This window comes from Clostridioides sp. ES-S-0123-01 (assembly GCF_020658415.1).
Classification (GTDB): domain Bacteria; phylum Bacillota; class Clostridia; order Peptostreptococcales; family Peptostreptococcaceae; genus Clostridioides.
In genome coordinates this window covers 1-1,328 of sequence record NZ_JACVWD010000020.1, presented here as the reverse complement: position 1 = coordinate 1,328, position 1,328 = coordinate 1, and the positions used below count along the sequence as shown (strand labels likewise).

At 50.9% G+C, this 1,328-nt stretch carries 14 tRNA genes; all 14 read right to left on the bottom strand.

Going from position 1 to position 1,328, the window contains the following annotated elements:
* Positions 1 to 47: 47 nt before the first annotated feature.
* The 14 genes from IC175_RS19255 to IC175_RS19190 all read right to left on the bottom strand — a co-directional run bounded on the left by IC175_RS19255 (position 48) and on the right by IC175_RS19190 (position 1,287).
* A tRNA-Asn gene (locus IC175_RS19255) sits at positions 48 to 122 on the bottom strand.
* 6 nt (positions 123 to 128) lie between these two features.
* A tRNA-Cys gene (locus IC175_RS19250) sits at positions 129 to 202 on the bottom strand.
* A 7-nt stretch (positions 203 to 209) separates the two neighbouring features.
* Positions 210 to 285: transfer RNA gene (locus IC175_RS19245), tRNA-Lys, on the bottom strand.
* Positions 286 to 293: 8 nt separating this feature from the next.
* Positions 294 to 370 (bottom strand) — tRNA-His (locus IC175_RS19240).
* A gap of 8 nt (positions 371 to 378) precedes the next feature.
* A tRNA-Pro gene (locus tag IC175_RS19235) sits at positions 379 to 455 on the bottom strand.
* Positions 456 to 474: 19 nt separating this feature from the next.
* A tRNA-Ile gene (locus tag IC175_RS19230) sits at positions 475 to 551 on the bottom strand.
* Between the two features lie 14 nt (positions 552 to 565).
* A tRNA-Met gene (locus IC175_RS19225) sits at positions 566 to 639 on the bottom strand.
* Positions 640 to 646: 7 nt separating this feature from the next.
* Positions 647 to 722 (bottom strand) — tRNA-Phe (locus IC175_RS19220).
* Positions 723 to 725: 3 nt separating this feature from the next.
* Positions 726 to 814, bottom strand: a tRNA-Ser gene (locus tag IC175_RS19215).
* Positions 815 to 829: 15 nt separating this feature from the next.
* A tRNA-Lys gene (locus IC175_RS19210) sits at positions 830 to 902 on the bottom strand.
* 17 nt (positions 903 to 919) lie between these two features.
* Positions 920 to 995: transfer RNA gene (locus tag IC175_RS19205), tRNA-Gln, on the bottom strand.
* A gap of 7 nt (positions 996 to 1,002) precedes the next feature.
* Positions 1,003 to 1,079, bottom strand: a tRNA-Arg gene (locus IC175_RS19200).
* 30 nt (positions 1,080 to 1,109) lie between these two features.
* Positions 1,110 to 1,193 (bottom strand) — tRNA-Leu (locus IC175_RS19195).
* 9 nt (positions 1,194 to 1,202) lie between these two features.
* Positions 1,203 to 1,287, bottom strand: a tRNA-Tyr gene (locus IC175_RS19190).
* Positions 1,288 to 1,328: the final 41 nt, after the last annotated feature.

Genomic DNA, 1,328 nt, shown 5'->3' with positions numbered 1-1,328 from the left:
GGATTTTAAGTCCTGTGCGTCTGCCAGTTCCGCCACTTCGGCTTTTTTGGCTCCAAGGGTGGGGCTCGAACCCACAGCCTACCGGTTAACAGCCGGTTGCTCCACCGTTGAGCTACCTTGGAATATTTTGGAGGCGACACCCAGATTCGAACTGGGGATCAAGGAGTTGCAGTCCACTGCCTTACCACTTGGCTATGTCGCCGCCTTTTTGGTGATCTATCCGCGACTCGAACGCGGGACACCCTGATTAAAAGTCAGGTGCTCTACCGACTGAGCTAATAGACCATATTAGTTGGGGTGGATAATGAGAGTCGAACTCACGACCTCCAGAGCCACAATCTGGCGCTCTAACCAACTGAGCTATACCCACCATTATATTGGTCGAGGTGAAGGGACTCGAACCCCCGGCCCCATGGTCCCAAACCATGTGCGCTACCAAACTGCGCTACACCTCGAAATTTTATTAATTTAATGTGGTGGGCCATCAGGGACTCGAACCCCAGACCTACCGGTTATGAGCCGGGCGCTCTAACCAACTGAGCTAATGGCCCACATTAAATTTTAGTAGCGGTAATAGGAGTCGAACCTATGACCTTTCGGGTATGAACCGAACGCTCTAGCCAACTAAGCTATACCGCCATATTCTTGGTGCCCAGAGGCGGAATCGAACCACCGACACGGGGATTTTCAGTCCCCTGCTCTACCGACTGAGCTATCTGGGCATTTGGCGGAGAGGGTGGGATTCGAACCCACGGCCCCTTTCGAAGTCACTGGTTTTCAAGACCAGCTCCTTAAACCACTCGGACACCTCTCCATATTCTACTTCCAATGATTCATCCGAGGATCGAACTCGGGACACCCTGATTAAGAGTCAGGTGCTCTGCCAGCTGAGCTAATGAACCTTAACTTTAATATTTAATGGCTGGGGATGCAGGACTTGAACCTACGCATACATGAGTCAAAGTCATGTGCCTTACCGACTTGGCTAATCCCCAATATATGTGGTGAGCGCACAGGGATTCGAACCCCGGACACACGCCTTAGAAGGGCGTTGCTCTATCCAGCTGAGCTATGCACCCACAATAAATATGTATAAATTAAATAAAAAATGGTGCGGATGAAGGGAGTCGAACCCCCACGCCAATGGCGCTAGATCCTAAGTCTAGTGCGTCTGCCAATTCCGCCACATCCGCGCATTTTTTTGGTGGAGGATGGTGGATTCGAACCACCGAAGTCGATGACAACAGATTTACAGTCTGCCCCCTTTGGCCGCTCGGGAAATCCTCCGTATTAATTTTACATGGAGCTGGTGATAGGAATCGAACCTA